This is a genomic window from Streptomyces sp. NPDC002793 (assembly GCF_040295485.1).
Classification (GTDB): Bacteria; Actinomycetota; Actinomycetes; order Streptomycetales; family Streptomycetaceae; genus Streptomyces.
Window position 1 is genome coordinate 75,397 of the sequence record NZ_JBEOVL010000007.1, and the last position, 13,828, is coordinate 89,224.

General features: G+C 70.3%; 12 protein-coding genes. 10 read left to right on the plus strand and 2 right to left on the minus strand.

The window, feature by feature from the left end:
- Positions 1-34 precede the first annotated feature (34 nt).
- Positions 35-1,072, plus strand: a complete 1,038-nt coding sequence (locus tag ABT001_RS08935) for a LacI family DNA-binding transcriptional regulator (RefSeq protein ID WP_351274469.1) — start codon at positions 35-37, stop codon at positions 1,070-1,072.
- Positions 1,072-2,178, plus strand: coding sequence for an aldose epimerase family protein (locus tag ABT001_RS08940; protein WP_351274472.1), 1,107 nt, complete (start codon positions 1,072-1,074; stop codon positions 2,176-2,178). The genes ABT001_RS08935 and ABT001_RS08940 overlap by 1 nt, the downstream gene beginning before the upstream one ends.
- Before the next feature lie 74 nt (positions 2,179-2,252).
- Here the strand turns inward: ABT001_RS08940 and ABT001_RS08945 are convergent, their stop codons facing one another.
- Together ABT001_RS08945 and ABT001_RS08950 are read right to left on the minus strand one after the other, a co-directional pair.
- Positions 2,253-2,852: a YdeI/OmpD-associated family protein gene (locus ABT001_RS08945; RefSeq protein ID WP_351274474.1), complete on the minus strand. Its 600-nt coding sequence runs from the start codon at positions 2,850-2,852 to the stop codon at positions 2,253-2,255.
- 127 nt (positions 2,853-2,979) lie between these two features.
- Positions 2,980-3,966, minus strand: coding sequence for a LacI family DNA-binding transcriptional regulator (locus tag ABT001_RS08950; RefSeq protein ID WP_351274477.1), 987 nt, complete (start codon positions 3,964-3,966; stop codon positions 2,980-2,982).
- A gap of 502 nt (positions 3,967-4,468) precedes the next feature.
- On the opposite strand from ABT001_RS08950, the gene ABT001_RS08955 reads away from it, so the two are divergent.
- The 8 genes from ABT001_RS08955 to ABT001_RS08990 all read left to right on the plus strand — a co-directional run bounded on the left by ABT001_RS08955 (position 4,469) and on the right by ABT001_RS08990 (position 13,825).
- The gene (locus tag ABT001_RS08955; protein WP_351274480.1) at positions 4,469-5,392 is read left to right on the plus strand and encodes a carbohydrate ABC transporter permease; all 924 of its coding nucleotides are present in this window, start codon (positions 4,469-4,471) and stop codon (positions 5,390-5,392) included.
- Positions 5,393-5,395: 3 nt separating this feature from the next.
- Positions 5,396-6,337 carry a carbohydrate ABC transporter permease gene (locus ABT001_RS08960; protein WP_351274481.1) on the plus strand — a complete coding sequence of 314 codons (942 nt, stop codon included), beginning with the start codon at positions 5,396-5,398 and terminating at the stop codon, positions 6,335-6,337.
- Positions 6,338-6,497: 160 nt separating this feature from the next.
- Entirely contained in the window at positions 6,498-7,844 is a 1,347-nt protein-coding gene (locus tag ABT001_RS08965) for an ABC transporter substrate-binding protein (RefSeq protein WP_351274487.1), read from the plus strand.
- 91 nt (positions 7,845-7,935) lie between these two features.
- A complete protein-coding gene (locus tag ABT001_RS08970; protein WP_351274490.1) occupies positions 7,936-10,029 on the plus strand; it encodes a beta-galactosidase in 2,094 nt (697 codons plus the stop codon).
- A gap of 365 nt (positions 10,030-10,394) precedes the next feature.
- A complete protein-coding gene (locus ABT001_RS08975; protein ID WP_351274493.1) occupies positions 10,395-11,579 on the plus strand; it encodes a S8 family peptidase in 1,185 nt (394 codons plus the stop codon).
- Between the two features lie 166 nt (positions 11,580-11,745).
- Positions 11,746-12,063, plus strand: a complete 318-nt coding sequence (locus ABT001_RS08980; RefSeq protein WP_351274496.1) for a cupin domain-containing protein — start codon at positions 11,746-11,748, stop codon at positions 12,061-12,063.
- A gap of 117 nt (positions 12,064-12,180) precedes the next feature.
- A complete protein-coding gene (locus ABT001_RS08985) occupies positions 12,181-13,086 on the plus strand; it encodes a YihY/virulence factor BrkB family protein (protein WP_351274498.1) in 906 nt (301 codons plus the stop codon).
- Positions 13,087-13,135: 49 nt separating this feature from the next.
- Positions 13,136-13,825, plus strand: coding sequence for a GNAT family N-acetyltransferase (locus tag ABT001_RS08990; protein WP_351274500.1), 690 nt, complete (start codon positions 13,136-13,138; stop codon positions 13,823-13,825).
- Positions 13,826-13,828: the final 3 nt, after the last annotated feature.

Consider the following 13,828-nt stretch of genomic DNA (forward strand, 5'->3'; position numbering starts at 1 on the left):
CCACAGACCGAGTCGAGCCGAACCAAGGAGTGCCGTGGGCGTCAGCCTCAAGGACGTAGCGCAACGGGCGGGCGTGTCCATCAAGACCGTGTCGAACGTGGTGAACAACTATCAGCACGTCACACCCGCGATGCGCGCCAGGGTGCAGCAGGCGATCGACGAGCTCGGCTACCGGCCGAACCTCACCGCCCGTCACCTGCGCAAGGGCCGCACCGGCATCATCGCCCTCGCCGTCCCCGAATTCGGCAACCCGTACTTCGCCGAACTGGCCGGGGCGGTCATCGACGCCGCCGCCCGGCACGACTACACCGTCCTGGTCGACCACACCGCCGGCCTCCGGGAGAAGGAACTCCTGGTCAGCCAGGGATTCCGCTCCCATGTGATCGACGGCCTCATCCTCAGCCCCATCCACCTGGAGACCGAGGACCTGATGGCGCGCACCGAGACGGCGCCCCTGGTCCTGCTGGGCGAGCGCGAGTACGAGGCCCCGTACGACCACATCGCCATCGACAACGTGGCGGCGGCCCGCGCGGCCGTCCGTCACCTCGTCGGCCGGGGGAGCCGCAGGATCGCCTTCCTGGGCTCACGCACCGGCCGCGAACGCCAGCCCGCCCACCTGAGGCTGCGGGGCTGGCGCGAGGAACTCTCCGCCGCCGGGCTGACCCCGGACGAATCCCTCGTCGTCGTCACCGACGGCTACGGCCGCGAGGACGGCGCCGCGGGAATGGCGGAACTCCTGGACCGGGGGGAGCGCCCCGACGCCGTCTTCGCCTACAACGACCTCATCGCCATCGGCGCCATGCGGACCATCGGCGAACGCGGACTGCGCGTCCCGGACGACATCGCCGTCGTCGGTTTCGACGACATCGAGGAGTGCCGCTACACCTCCACCACCCTCACCACCATCGCCCCGGACAAGGAGGCCATCGCCCGTCTCGCCGTCGACAGTCTCGTCGAACGGCTCTCGGGCGAAGCCGGCGCCGAACCGCGCAGGCCACGCCCCGGCTACCGCCTCGTCGCCCGCGAATCCACCACGCCCCGGCCCCGATCCGGCCCCACAGAGGACCTCTGATGCCGCGCCCCACCGTGCACAGCACCCCTTTCGGCTCCGCCCAGGGAGCCCCGGTACACCTGTGGACCCTCGACAGCGGTACGGGAGTCCAGGCCGACGTGCTGACCTACGGGGCCACCCTGCACCGCTTCGACGTACCCGACACCGCGGGTGCCACCGCCTCCGTGGTCCGTTCGCTCCCGGCCCTCGACGACTACACGGCCGAGCACCCCTACTTCGGTGCCGTCGTCGGCCGTTACGCCAACCGCATCGCACATGGCCGCTTCACCCTGGACGGCGAGGAGTACCGCGTCCCCGCCAACGACCGCGGCCACGCCCTGCACGGGGGCCCCGAAGGCTTCCACACCAAGGTGTGGGACGCGAGCCCCGACCGTACCGACGACAGCGTGGCCGTCCGGCTCACCCTGCACAGCCCTGACGGTGACATGGGCTTCCCCGGCGCCCTGGAAAGCACGGTCACGTACACCCTCGACACCACCGGCACGCTGGCCGTCGACTACGCCTGCACCACCGACCGCCCCACGGTCGTCAACCTCACCAACCACGCATACTTCGACCTGGCCGGTCACGGCGATGTTCTCGGCCACCACCTGGAGGTGGACGCCGACACCTACCTGCCGGTGGACGGCGAGGGAATCCCTCTCGGGCCCCCGGCCGGGGTCCGGGGCACCCCCTTCGACCTCACGGCCCCGCGCGTGCTCGGGGAGCGGCTCGGCCATGACGACGAACAGCTCCGTGGCGCGGGCGGGTTCGACCACTGCTGGGTGCTGCGGAACACAGGTGGCGGTCTGCGCCGCGCCGCCCGTCTGACCGCGCCGGACGCGTCCCGCGTCCTGGAGGTGTGGACCACGGAACCCGGCATCCAGGTCTACACCGCCAACCAGCTCGACGGTTCCTCCACCGATGCCACCGGCCGCCGCCACGAACGGCACGGCGCGGTCTGCCTGGAGACCCAGCACCTGCCCGACTCACCCAACCGGCCCGATCTGCCCAGCCCCGTGCTGCGCCCCGGTGACACGGCGCGCAGCCGTACCGAACTGCGCTTCACGCACCTGCGGAACCGGTCGATCGCCGCCGAGGGCGGCGGGCTGCCGGACAGCCGGTGACGGCCGCCATGAGGTGTGACGGGCACGCCCTTCGCACGAGGCCCGGCAGCAGATCCTGAAAGCCCTCCCGGCCGTCAGCGGACCGGCTCTCCCGCGGCCAGCCTCGCCGTCATCCGGGCGAGCCGTGCGGCCCTCACCTCAGGGGTCCTCGCGGTCATCAGCTGGAGAAGTACGAGGTAACGCTCCGCCCTGGTGAGCTGCTCGAAGCGTGCGCCCGCCCTCCGGTCCGCGGCCAGGGTGGCAGCCAGGTCGTCGGGCACGGTGGCTTCACGCTGCGAGGGGTACGCGGCCGCCCACCGTCCGTCGGCCTGCGCCGCCCGCACCTCGGCCAGCCCGGACTCCCGCATCCGGCCGGCAGCCGTCAGTGCCTCGACCTTGCCGACGTTGACGAGGGACCAGTTGCTGCCCCGTCGGCGCGGCGAGATCCGCTGCAGGTAGAACTCCTGGTCCAGGGACTTGCGCTGCCCGTCGATCCACCCGTGGCACAGGACGGCGTCGACGACCTCGGCAGCGGTGACCGAGGCGATGCCCGAGTCCTTCTTGGCGATCTTCAGCCACAGCCCCGTCCGCTCCGCGTGGTGCCGCTCCAGCCAGTTCTCGAGCAGGTCGGCCCGTTCGAAGAGCAGCGGTTCGGAGTCGGCTCGGCCGTCGCCCGCATCCCGGTCCTGTGTCATCTCTGCGCCCGTCCTTCTTCCGTGCCGACGTCCTGGCGTCCAGGCTAGAAGGCACTCAGGACGGTTTCTGTCCTGTACCGGGCGGACGGGCCGACACAGACGTCGGTGGTCACACCCGGGAGTGGTCTCACCCGGGCGGCGGTGGGGCCGTGCTGGCCCGGACGACCAGCCGGGTCGGGACCAGGGTGGTTCCCCGTTCCGTCGTCTCGTTGCGGATCTGCCGCAGGACGCCGTCCACGCACTGTCGCCCTATCTCGGCGAAGTCCTGGTGGACGGTGGTCAGGGGCGGAAGGAAGGAGGCGGAGTCGGCGATGTCGTCGAATCCGACGACGCTGACGTCCTCCGGTACGCGCCTGCCCCGCTCCTGCAGGGCGCGCAGAACACCCAGTGCCATCTGGTCGTTGGCCGCGAAGACCGCCGTGCAGTCGGGGTCGGCCGCCAGGGCGAGGCCCGCCGCGTATCCTGACGCCGCCGTCCAGTCTCCGTCCACCGGCGGCGGGACGGGACGTCCCGCGTCCTGCAGGGCCTGCCGCCAGGCGTGGGCACGGCGCTGGGCCGCGTAGGACCCCGCGGGACCGGCCACGTGCATCACGGTCCGGTGCCCGAGATCGAGCAGATGCCGCACGGCCGCCCTGGCGCCTCCGGACTGGTCGGTGTCCACGACGCTGTAGCGGTCGCCGGCGTCGGAGTCGGCCACCACCACATGGGTGTGGGGCGGCAGCGAGATGGCGGCGTCGAGGAGACGGACTTCCATGATCACGATGATGCCGTCCACGACCTGTTCACCGAGCAGGGTCACGGCCCCCTTCACCCCTGTGCTGGTGGGAGTGGCGACGGGCAGCAGTGTGATCGCGTACCCCTGGTCCGCGGCGGAGGCGGAAATGGCTTCGAGGGTGCGGACGTTACCCGTCGTGGCCAGGGTGAACAGGATGACGCCCAGGGTGCGGAACTTCCCGCTCTTGAGCGCACGTGCGGCGCTGTTGGGGCGATAGTTCAGCTCCTTCATGGCCGTCAGGACACGTTCTCGTGTCTCCTCGGAGACCACCGTGTGGCCGTTGGAGACGCGGGAGACCGTCTGGGAGGAGACCCCCGCCCGTCGTGCGACGTCGGCCATGGAGGCCTCCTTGCGGGACGGCCGGTACGTGGCCTGTTCCTGTCCGTGCACTTGGTCAGCCTCCTCGTGGTCGTGTGAGCCTTTCGCCGTGTGGGCGCGCCGCTCCGGCCGCGGGACCGCCTTCTCACCGCGCGCGTCGAGGGTGTTCCGATCGGGACCCGCCCTGTCCCTGCGTACGCGTGTGGCTCGAATCGCGTGCGGACCGAGGGTTTGGGTCACCGGCATTTCTACCACTTCGGGCGTGTGCCGCCGACACATAGGCACGGTTGTTCGAGGCGCGGTGTGGGCGATGAGTCCCAACTCGTCTGCTTAGCAGGGAAACCGCGTCTTGACCATGGGATGAGAGACGTGTAGACATCACTTCACCGAAACATGTTTACGTAAACATCCGGACGGGTGTTTGCGTGGATATCGGCCTTCTCGCCAAGCACAGCGCCTCCACGACGTCCGGTGTCTCCATCCGGCCGGGGCCATGCTCAACGCCGGACCAACAGGAGTACCCATGACGGCCGTTACGCCGCTCACCACTGGACGCCGCCCACCAGCCGGAGGCGGTTCCCGCGCGCGGCGCGGGCGGATCGGGTGGGTCTTCGTCGGGCCGTTCATGGCCGTGTTCGCCCTCGTGTTCCTCGCCCCGATCGCCTACTCGCTGTATCTGAGCTTCTTCCGGGACCAGTTGGTGGGCGGCACGTCGTTCGTCGGTCTGGAGAACTTCCAGCGGGCCTTCGCGGACGATCAGTTCTGGGCGGCCGTGGGCCGGGTGACCCTCTTCCTCGTGGTGCAGGTCCCCGTCATGCTCGGCCTCGCGCTGCTCGTCGCCCTGGCCCTCGACAGCGGCAGGATCTACGGGAAGAGCTTCTTCCGGATCGCCGTGTTCCTGCCCTACGCCGTACCCGCCGTCGTCGCCACCCTGATGTGGGGCTTCATCTACGGGACCCGCTTCGGACTGGTCGGCAACTTCAACGACGCCTTCGGCGTGTCGCTGCCCGACCCGCTCTCGCCCTCCCTGGTGCTGGCCAGCATCGGCAACATCGTCACCTGGGAGTTCATCGGCTACAACATGCTGATCTTCTACTCCGCGCTGCGCGTCATCCCCAAGTCCCTCTACGAGGCGGCCGAGATCGACGGAGCGGGACAGTGGCGGATCATCGCCGCGGTGAAGATCCCCGCGATCCGCGGGGCCCTGGTGATCGCGACGATCTTCTCCGTGATCGGCAGCTTCCAGCTGTTCAACGAGCCCAGCATCCTGCAGGACCTGGCGCCCAACGCGATCACCACGTACTTCACGCCCAACTTCTACACCTACACGCTGTCCTTCTCCGGGCGGCAGCAGAACTACGCGGCCACGGTCTCCCTCGTCATGGGTGTCGTCACGATGATCATCGCCTACGCGGTCCAGCTGCGCGGCATGCGAAAGGAGGCGTGAGCGATGAGCGCCCCTTCCTTCACCGCCGAACAGACGCCCCGGCGAACCACCCACCGAGCCCCCGTGACCCGCCGCGCCCCGCGTCGGCGCCATTCGCCCGGCCGCCCGCGCCGCAGCGTGCTGCTCACGGTGCTCATGGGTGTGACCGCGCTCTACGCGCTCATGCCACTGGCCTGGCTCGTCATCAACGCGACCAAGACGCAGAACAGCCTGCTCGACTCATTCGGCCTCTGGTTCAGCGGCGATTTCGCCCTCTGGGACAACATCTCGCAGACGTTCACCTACGACGACGGCATCTTCCTCCGCTGGTTCCTCAACACCCTGCTGTACGTGGTCGTGGGGGCGGGCGGGGCCACGTTCCTCGCGGTCCTGGGCGGCTACGGTCTGGCCAAGTTCGACTTCGCGGGCAAGCGCGCCGTCTTCGCGACCGTCATCGGCGCGGTGGCAGTGCCCGCCACCGCGCTGGCGGTCCCGACCTTCCTCATGTTCAGCAAGATGGGGCTCACCGACACACCGTGGTCCGTCATCATCCCGTCCCTGATCTCGCCGTTCGGGCTCTACCTCATGTGGGTGTTCGCCGCCGAGGCCGTCCCCACCGAGCTTCTGGAAGCCGCCAGGATGGACGGCTCCGGCGAGCTGCGGACCTTCTTCCGCGTCGCACTCCCGCTGCTCACCCCGGGCATCGTTACGGTCCTGCTGTTCACCATGGTGCAGACCTGGAACAACTACTTCCTGCCCCTTATCATGATCAAGAACCCGGACTGGTACCCGCTGACACTGGGGCTGAACGCTTGGAACGAGCAGGCTTCCACCGCCGGCGGCCAGCCCGTCTTCAACCTGGTCATCACGGGCTCCCTGATGACCATCGTGCCGCTGATCATCGCCTTCCTGCTGCTCCAGCGCTACTGGCAGTCCGGACTGGCGGCGGGCAGCGTCAAGGGGTGATCCACACCCCGGCCTCCCCGGCCATAGAATCTCCGCGTCCCGGGACCGGCTCCCCCGGCCCCTCGGCCGGCGCGGTGTCCCACCCTTGTCCAGCCCCGCACCCCCGTGCGGCCGTTCGACGGTCTGTGCACCACCCTCACCACAACGGAGTGAAGCAATTATGAGAACCATGACCAGACGCGCGATGCGTGGCGTCGGCCTGCTGTGCGCGGCCGCGCTGAGCCTCACCGCGTGCGGGTCCTCCGACGGCGACGCCGGCTCGTCGGACAAGACCGTGTCGGGGGGAGACCTCCGCGCTGCGCTCAAGAAGGGCGGCTCCATCACGGTGTGGGCGTGGGAACCGACTCTGAAGCAGGTCGTCAGCGACTTCGAGAAGGAGTACCCCAAGGTCAAGGTGAAGCTGGTCAACGCCGGTACCGGCAACGACCAGTACACCGCCCTGCAGAACGCCGTGCAGGCCGGATCCGGAGTGCCGGACGTCGCGCAGGTCGAGTACTACGCCCTCGGGCAGTTCGCCCTCGGTGAGTCCCTCGAGGACCTGAGCCGCTACGGTGCCGGGGAGTTCGAGGACGACTACTCGCCGGGCCCCTGGAACTCGGTCACCGTCGACGACGCGGTGTACGCCCTGCCCATGGACTCGGGCCCGATGGCGCTCTTCTTCAACAAGAAGGTGCTGGACAAGCACCAGATCGCCACGCCCACCACCTGGGACGAGTACCTGGAGGCGGCGCGCGCCCTGCACGCTGCCGACCCCAAGGCCTACATCACCAACGACACCGGTGACGCCGGGTTCACGACCAGCATGATCTGGCAGGCCGGCGGAACCCCCTTCAAGACCCGCGACACCAACGTGACGGTCGACCTCGCCGCAGACAAGGGCGTCAAGGCCTTCACCCAGGTCTGGCAGAAGCTCATCGACGAGAAGCTCCTGGCGCCCGTCACCAACTGGAGTGACGAGTGGTACAAGGGCCTGGCTGACGGCACCATCGCCACCCTCGCCACCGGCGCCTGGATGCCCGCCAACTTCGTCTCGGGCGTCGCGTCCGCTTCGGGCGACTGGCGCGCGGCCGCGCTCCCGCAGTGGGAGAAGGGCGGTGAGGTCAGCTCCGAGAACGGCGGCAGCTCCCTCGCGGTGATGAAGGCCGGTAAGAACAAGGACCTGGCGTACGCGTTCAACGAGTACGCCAACCACTCGGAAGGCGTTCAGTCCCGCATCAAGAACGGCGCCTTCCCCGCGACCACGGCAGACCTGTCCTCGCCGTCGTTCCTCGACACCACCTTCCCGTACTTCGGCGGCCAGAAGGCGAACGAGATCTTCGCCCGGTCCGCCACCCAGGTGCCCGAGGACTGGTCCTACCTGCCCTTCCAGGTGTACGCGAACTCGATCTTCAACGACTCCGTCGGCAAGGCCTACGTCTCCGACACCAAGCTCGCCGAAGGTCTGCAGGAATGGCAGAAGGCCTCCGTCGCCTACGGCAACGACCAGGGCTTCAACGTCAACAAGTGACGTCCTGCAGCTGAACAGGCACAGGGCGGTCGCCCGACGGGCGGCCGCCCTGTGCCGTACCCGCACCTCGCACGTGTCCGAAAGGATCATCATGACCCCCGCATCCGAGCGCCACTGGCTGCGCCTCCCCTCCGACGACCGCCCCGCGCGCTTCGCCTACGGGGCCGACTACAACCCGGAGCAGTGGCCGCGCGAGGTGTGGAAGGACGACGTCCGGCTGATGCGCGAGGCCGGGGTCACCATCGTCTCCGTCGCCATCTTCTCCTGGGCACGCCTGCAACCGGCCGAGGACCGGTGGGACTTCGACTGGCTGGACGAGGTGCTCGACCTGCTGCACGACAACGGGATCGCGGTGGACCTCGCCACCGCCACGGCCTCGCCGCCGCCCTGGCTCACCACCCTGCACCCCGAGATCCTGCCGGTCACCCGCACCGGAGAGACCCTCTCCCAGGGCGCGCGACAGCACTGGCGGCCCACCTCACCCGTCTTCCGCAGGTACGCCCTGCGGCTGGTGGAGGCCATGGCCACCCGTTACGCGGATCACCCCGCCGTGGTCGCCTGGCACATCTCCAACGAGCTCGGCTGCCACAACATCTACGACTACTCCGACGACGCGGCCCAGGCGTTCCGCGACTGGCTGCGCGCCCGCTACGTCACGCTCGACGAGCTCAACCGGGCCTGGGCGACCTCCTTCTGGTCGCAGTACTACGGTGCCTGGGAGCAGATCCAACCGCCGCGGCTGGCCGCGAGCCACGCCAACCCGACCCAGCAGCTCGACTTCAAGCGGTTCTCCTCGGACGCGCTGAAGGACTATCTCCGGGCCGAGCGCGACGTCCTGCGCCGCATCACCCCCCGGATCCCCGCCACCACCAACTTCATGGTGATGGGGGGTACGAAGGGCATGAACTACCCCGAGTGGGCGGAGGAGATCGACTTCGTCTCCAACGACCACTACGCGCACCCCGGTCCGCAGCGCCTGGACGAGCTCTCGTTCTCCGCCGCCCTCACCCACTCCATCGCCCAGGGCCGGCCCTGGTTCCTGATGGAACACTCGACCAGCGCGGTCAACTGGCAGCCCGTCAACGTCGCCAAGCGCCCGGGTGAGCTCGCCCGTGACTCCCTGGTCCACGTCGCTCACGGGGCCGACGCGGTCTGCTTCTTCCAGTGGCGCCAGTCCGCGGCAGGCGCCGAGAAGCACCACTCCGCGATGGTGCCCCACGCCGGCCCGGACAGCGAGGTGTTCCGGGCGGTGACCGCCCTCGGCCGGACGCTGGAGTCCCTCACCCCGGTCACCGGCTCCGTACGGGAACCGGCACGCGCGGCCCTGGTGTACGACTGGCAATCCTGGTGGGCGGTCGAACGCGACTCCCAGCCGTCCTCCCTGCTGAACTACCGTCAGGAGGCGCTCGACTGGTACTCGGCCTTCCTGGCCCTGGGCGTCCGGGTCGACGTCGTCACGACCGCGGCCGACCTCACCGGGTACGACTTCGTCGCCGCCCCGGTCCTGCACGTCGTCCCGCAGGACCTCGCGGACCGGCTGGACGCCTATGTGCGCGGTGGCGGCCACCTCGCCACCACCTACTACTCGGGTGTCGTCGACGAGAACGACCACGTCCACCTCGGTGGATACCCCGGAGCGCTGCGTGATCTGCTGGGCATCCGCATCGAGGAGTTCGGCCCCCTGCTGGAGAGCGAGGAGGTACGGCTCGACAACGGCCTGACCGGCACGTTGTGGACCGATCGGATCGACGTGACCGACGCCGAGGTCACGGTGCTGGCGCACTACGGGACCGGGGACCTGGCGGGGCGGCCCGCCATCACCCGGCGCGCCCTGGAGGAGGGTGGTTCCGCCGCCTACGTCTCCACCCGGCTGGGCGCGCAGGGGCTGCCCGACGTGCTGCGCTCCCTGCTGTCCGGTGCCGGTGTGCACAGCGAGCTTCCCGCCGAGGTGCAGGGGCGGGTGGAGGTGACCGTACGGACCGACGGCTCCCACGCCTACTGGTTCCTCGTCAACCGCACGGACGAGCCCGTCGAGTTCGGCACGGTGACCGGCGAGGTCCTCTCGGGGACCTCGCCCGACGGCGACGGCCTGGTCCTCCCCTCGCGGGGAGTCGTCGTGCTGCGCCTGGCATCGGGTGCCACTCCCTTCCCGCAGGCCGGCCCGCAGGGGCAGACCGTCAGGTAGCGGATCACCTCGACCCCGCGCCCGAGCACCCTGGGCGGGACGGAACCGTCCCGCCCGGGGTGCTCGGGCGACCTGCCGGGCGGAGGCCCCGGCGGTCGTGTCCACGGGCGGGCTGTTTCCGGCCCGGTGGTCGTGAGCCTGCTGCGTGCGGCGGCGAGACCCCCGTCGGGGAGCGCCTGTCCTCGCTCGTGCGGAAGCCGGAACCTTTCATGCGATCGGCCGAATGGGCCTGCCCCGGCACCGATCGTTGCGCTGTCCGGCTGACGCGGCTCAGGCGCGCCGGGGGTGTGGACGAAGGGTCAGGTGTTCGCACTTCGCGGACCTGACGGGTCCGCGAACCGCTCCTCCACCCCAAGGGAGAACGCATGCGCCTGCGCGCCCGCTGGGCACCAGCCGCTCTGCTGCTGATCGCCCCCCTGATCGGCACCACCACGGCGACGGCCGACACCGGCGAGACCCTCGTACCGGTGCAGAAGTCGGCCCGGGCCGTGCCCGGTCAGTACATCGTCACCCTCTCGCCCGCGCAGAAGCTGGCCGCCATGGCCGAACAGCTCGGCGTCACCACCCTCTTCACGTACAGCAAGGTCCTGCACGGTTTCGCCGCCTCGCTCACACCCGCACAGCTCGAGCGGGTGCGCGGCGCCGTGGGTGTCCAGGGCGTCGAGGAGAACAGCGAGGCCTCCGTCTCGCCTCCGGCCGCGAAGGCGGCGGCAGGGAAGCGCGTGGTGGCCGGGAGTTGGGGCCAGGACCGTATCGACCAGCGGAACCTGCCGCTGGACGGCACGTACGACGTGGACGGCACGGGCCAGGGGGTGACCGCGTACATCCTCGACACCGGCATCGAAAGCGCGCACAGCGAGCTCGGCGGCCGGGTGGGCGCCGGGTACGACGCGATCGGTGACGGCCGCGACGGGGAGGACTGCAACGGTCACGGGACGCACGTGGCCGGGACCGTCGCGGGCGAGACGTACGGCGTCGCCCCTGCGGCCTCCCTCGTGCCGGTGCGGGTGCTCAACTGCGAGGGCTCGGGCACCTGGGCCGGGATCATCGCCGGTCTCGACTGGATCGCCCAGAACGCCGAGCAGCCGGCCGTGGTCAACGCCTCCCTCGGCGGCCCCGCTTCCTCGGCGGTCGACGACGCGTTCGACGCACTCGCGGAGCAGGGAACCCTGCCCGTGGTCGCGGCGGGCAACGAGAGCCAGGACGCCTGTGACGTCTCCCCGGCGCGCGCCGACGGTGTGCTGGCCGTGGCCGCCAGTGATGACCAGGACCGCCAGGCGACGTTCAGCAACTGGGGTACCTGTGTGGGGTTGTACGCCCCGGGCGTGGACATCGTGTCCGCGAAGCTCGGCGGCGGATCCACGACGCTGAGCGGTACGTCCATGGCCAGTCCCCACGTCGCCGGAGTCGCGGCCCTGTACAAGGAGCAGCACCCCGACGCGGCGCCGCAGGAGATCTCCGACCGGCTCACCGCGGAGGCGACCCCGGACGTCCTGACCGGTCTGGGCGCCGGATCTCCCGACCTGCTCCTCCACACCGGCGGTCTCTGACCCCCGGCCGGCTCCACGGAGCGGGGTCCGCGTGCCGCGGGCCCCGCTCTTCGCCGTGCCGGGTCTCCGCCCGGCCGTCCCGGTCCGCCGCCCTGCCGGACGACTCGTCGGCCCGGCCGCGCGGGAAGCGATAGCGGGGGAGCGGGGCCTGCGGCACAGTGGTCGTATGGATGATCTCAACGCTCTCGCCGACGAGCACCTGGCCGCGGCCCGCGCCGACGCGCACGGACGCAGCGCGCATCTTCTGCTGCGCCAGGCACCCCTGCGGCAGACGGTGATCGCGCTCACCGCGGGGTCCGCACTCGACGAGCACAACGCGCCGCCCGCCGCGTCGCTCCAGGTGCTGCGCGGCGCGGTCCGGCTCACCGCGGGTTCCGGGGACGTGGACCTCGCGGCAGGAGGGCTGCACCCGATTCCGCAGGAGCGGCACGGGCTGCTGGCGCTGGAGGACGCGGTGGTGCTGCTCACCGCCGTCAACGACTGAGCCGACCTGGAGTACACCCGCGGGGCCGAGGCATGAGAGAAAGGGGGCAGCCGGGACGCCGGGCACACCGGTGACGGCGTCCCGCCTGTCCGCCTTTCCTACCCCCGGAGCAGCCGCGTGCCCAGCAGGACCCACGACCCCGTCGCGGAACGAACCGCGCCCCCGGCCGGGCGCACCGCGCGGAGGCGCTGGCGCACCGCACTGCGCAGGACCCCGGTGTCGCTGTGGAACGACGACCTCTCCGACTGGGCGGCGGCCCTCACCTACTACGCCATCCTCGCGCTGCTCCCGGCACTCCTCGTCACCGTCTCCGTGATCGGCCTCGCCAACCCCGGTGCCACCCATGCCCTGATCGCCGACATCACGGCGTTCGCGCCGGCCGAGTCCGGAGCGGCCCTCCGGCGGCCTCTGGAAGCGGCGACCCAGGAGCGCACGGCGGTCTGGCTGCTCGTCGCCACCGGCAGCGTGAGCGCCGTGTGGTCCGCCTCCAGCTATCTGGCCGTCTTCCGCAGGGCCATGCACGCCATGCACCACGTGAAGGACACCAGGCCCGCCCTGCGCCAGGCCCACATCATCGTGGCGTCGGCCATCGGGCTGCTGGTGCTGCTGATGGCCAGCGCCGTCGCTCTGGTGCTCACCGGGCCGCTCGCGCGCTGGCTCGGCCGCAGGCTGGGCCTGGCGCAGGCGAGCGAGACGCTGTGGGCGGGGCTCAAATGGCCCGTGCTGCTCGGTCTGGTCGCCTGCCTCATCGTCGTCCTCTTCAGCACCGGTCCGCGTTCCGCGCGCAGCGTGCGGCAGGCACTGCCGGGCGGAGTCCTCGCCGCGCTGCTGTGGCTGATCGCCTCGGCCGGCTTCGCGCTGTACGCGACCCACATCGGGAGCTACAGCCGGCTGTACGGTTCGTTGGCCGGCCTGGTGGTGTTCCTGATCTGGATCTGGTTCACCAATCTGGCACTCGTGACCGGCGCCCAGTTCAACGTCGAGCTGGCCCGCGCGGACCATCGGGAGAACGAGGCCCACTGAAGCGCCCCAGGGCCTTGTGAGAGCGCTCCCAGGCTCGGAGTATGGGGTGATGACCCGTACCGCGTACGTACGCCCCTACCGCTCCGGCGACCGGGAAGCCCTCGCGGACATCTGTGTCCGCACGGCCGACAACGGCGGTGACAGCACGCATCTGTATCCCGATCCCGGACTGATGCCCGCGCTCTTCGCCGAGCCGTACGCCCACCTCGAACCTGAGCTCGCCTTCGTCCTGGACGACGGTTCGGGGCGCGCGGTCGGCTACGTCCTCGGGACCGCCGACACACGGCGCTTCGTGGACGCCTTCCGCGCGGTCTGGCTGCCCCGGGTGACGGCCCGCTTCCCCGAGCCCGAGGGTGAACCGGGTACGCCCACCGAGGCGATGACGGCACTTCTGTACCGCCCTGAGCGGATGATCCTTCCGGAACTGGACGAGTACCCCGCCCACCTGCACATCGACCTGCTGGCGCCGTGGCAGCGCAAGGGCTACGGCAGGCAGCTCATGGGTGCCTTCCTGCACGCGCTGCACCGGAAGGAGGTCAGGGCCACGCACCTGTCCATGCTGACGGCGAACACTCCCGCCAGGGCCTTCTACGACAGGCTCGGATTCCACGTGATCGATGTGACCGACCCCGGACCGCTCACCTATCTGGGGCGTTCCACGGAGGGTGTGGAGCCGAGGGGCTGGGCAGGTAGTGAGGGGCGAGCCAGGGAGACGGCCCGGGCCGGTTCGGAGGGGTGAGTG